The sequence below is a fragment of the Pseudomonas sp. CROZ-RG-20F-R04-15 genome (assembly GCF_022662375.1).
Taxonomy (GTDB): Bacteria; Pseudomonadota; Gammaproteobacteria; order Pseudomonadales; family Pseudomonadaceae; genus Aquipseudomonas.
The window spans coordinates 1-267 of record NZ_JAKNQL010000085.1 but is presented as its reverse complement, the minus strand read 5'-3'; the positions used below and the strand labels follow the sequence as shown (position 1 = coordinate 267).

Genomic DNA, 267 nt, shown 5'->3' with positions numbered 1-267 from the left:
CCCCACCGCGCCCGGCACCTGGCGCCCGGTCGGTTGCGCAAACTGCAATCAAACCGGTTACAGCGGCCGCACCGGCATCCACGAATTGTTCTGCATCGACGACGATATTCGCACCTTGATTCACCAAGGAGCAGGGGAACAGGCCTTGCGCGCATCCGCCGCCAAGGCCGGGATGTTCAGTCTGCGTGAGGACGGTGAGCGCTGGATCCGCAGCGGTGCCACCGCGCCTGAAGAAATCCTCCGTGTGACACGGGACGCCTGATGAAC

General features: G+C 64.0%; 1 pseudogene. It reads left to right on the top strand.

Annotated features, from left to right (window positions below):
* A pseudogene (locus tag L8H52_RS30385) lies at positions 1-262 on the top strand (type II secretion system protein GspE); the annotation flags it as partial.
* Positions 263-267: the final 5 nt, after the last annotated feature.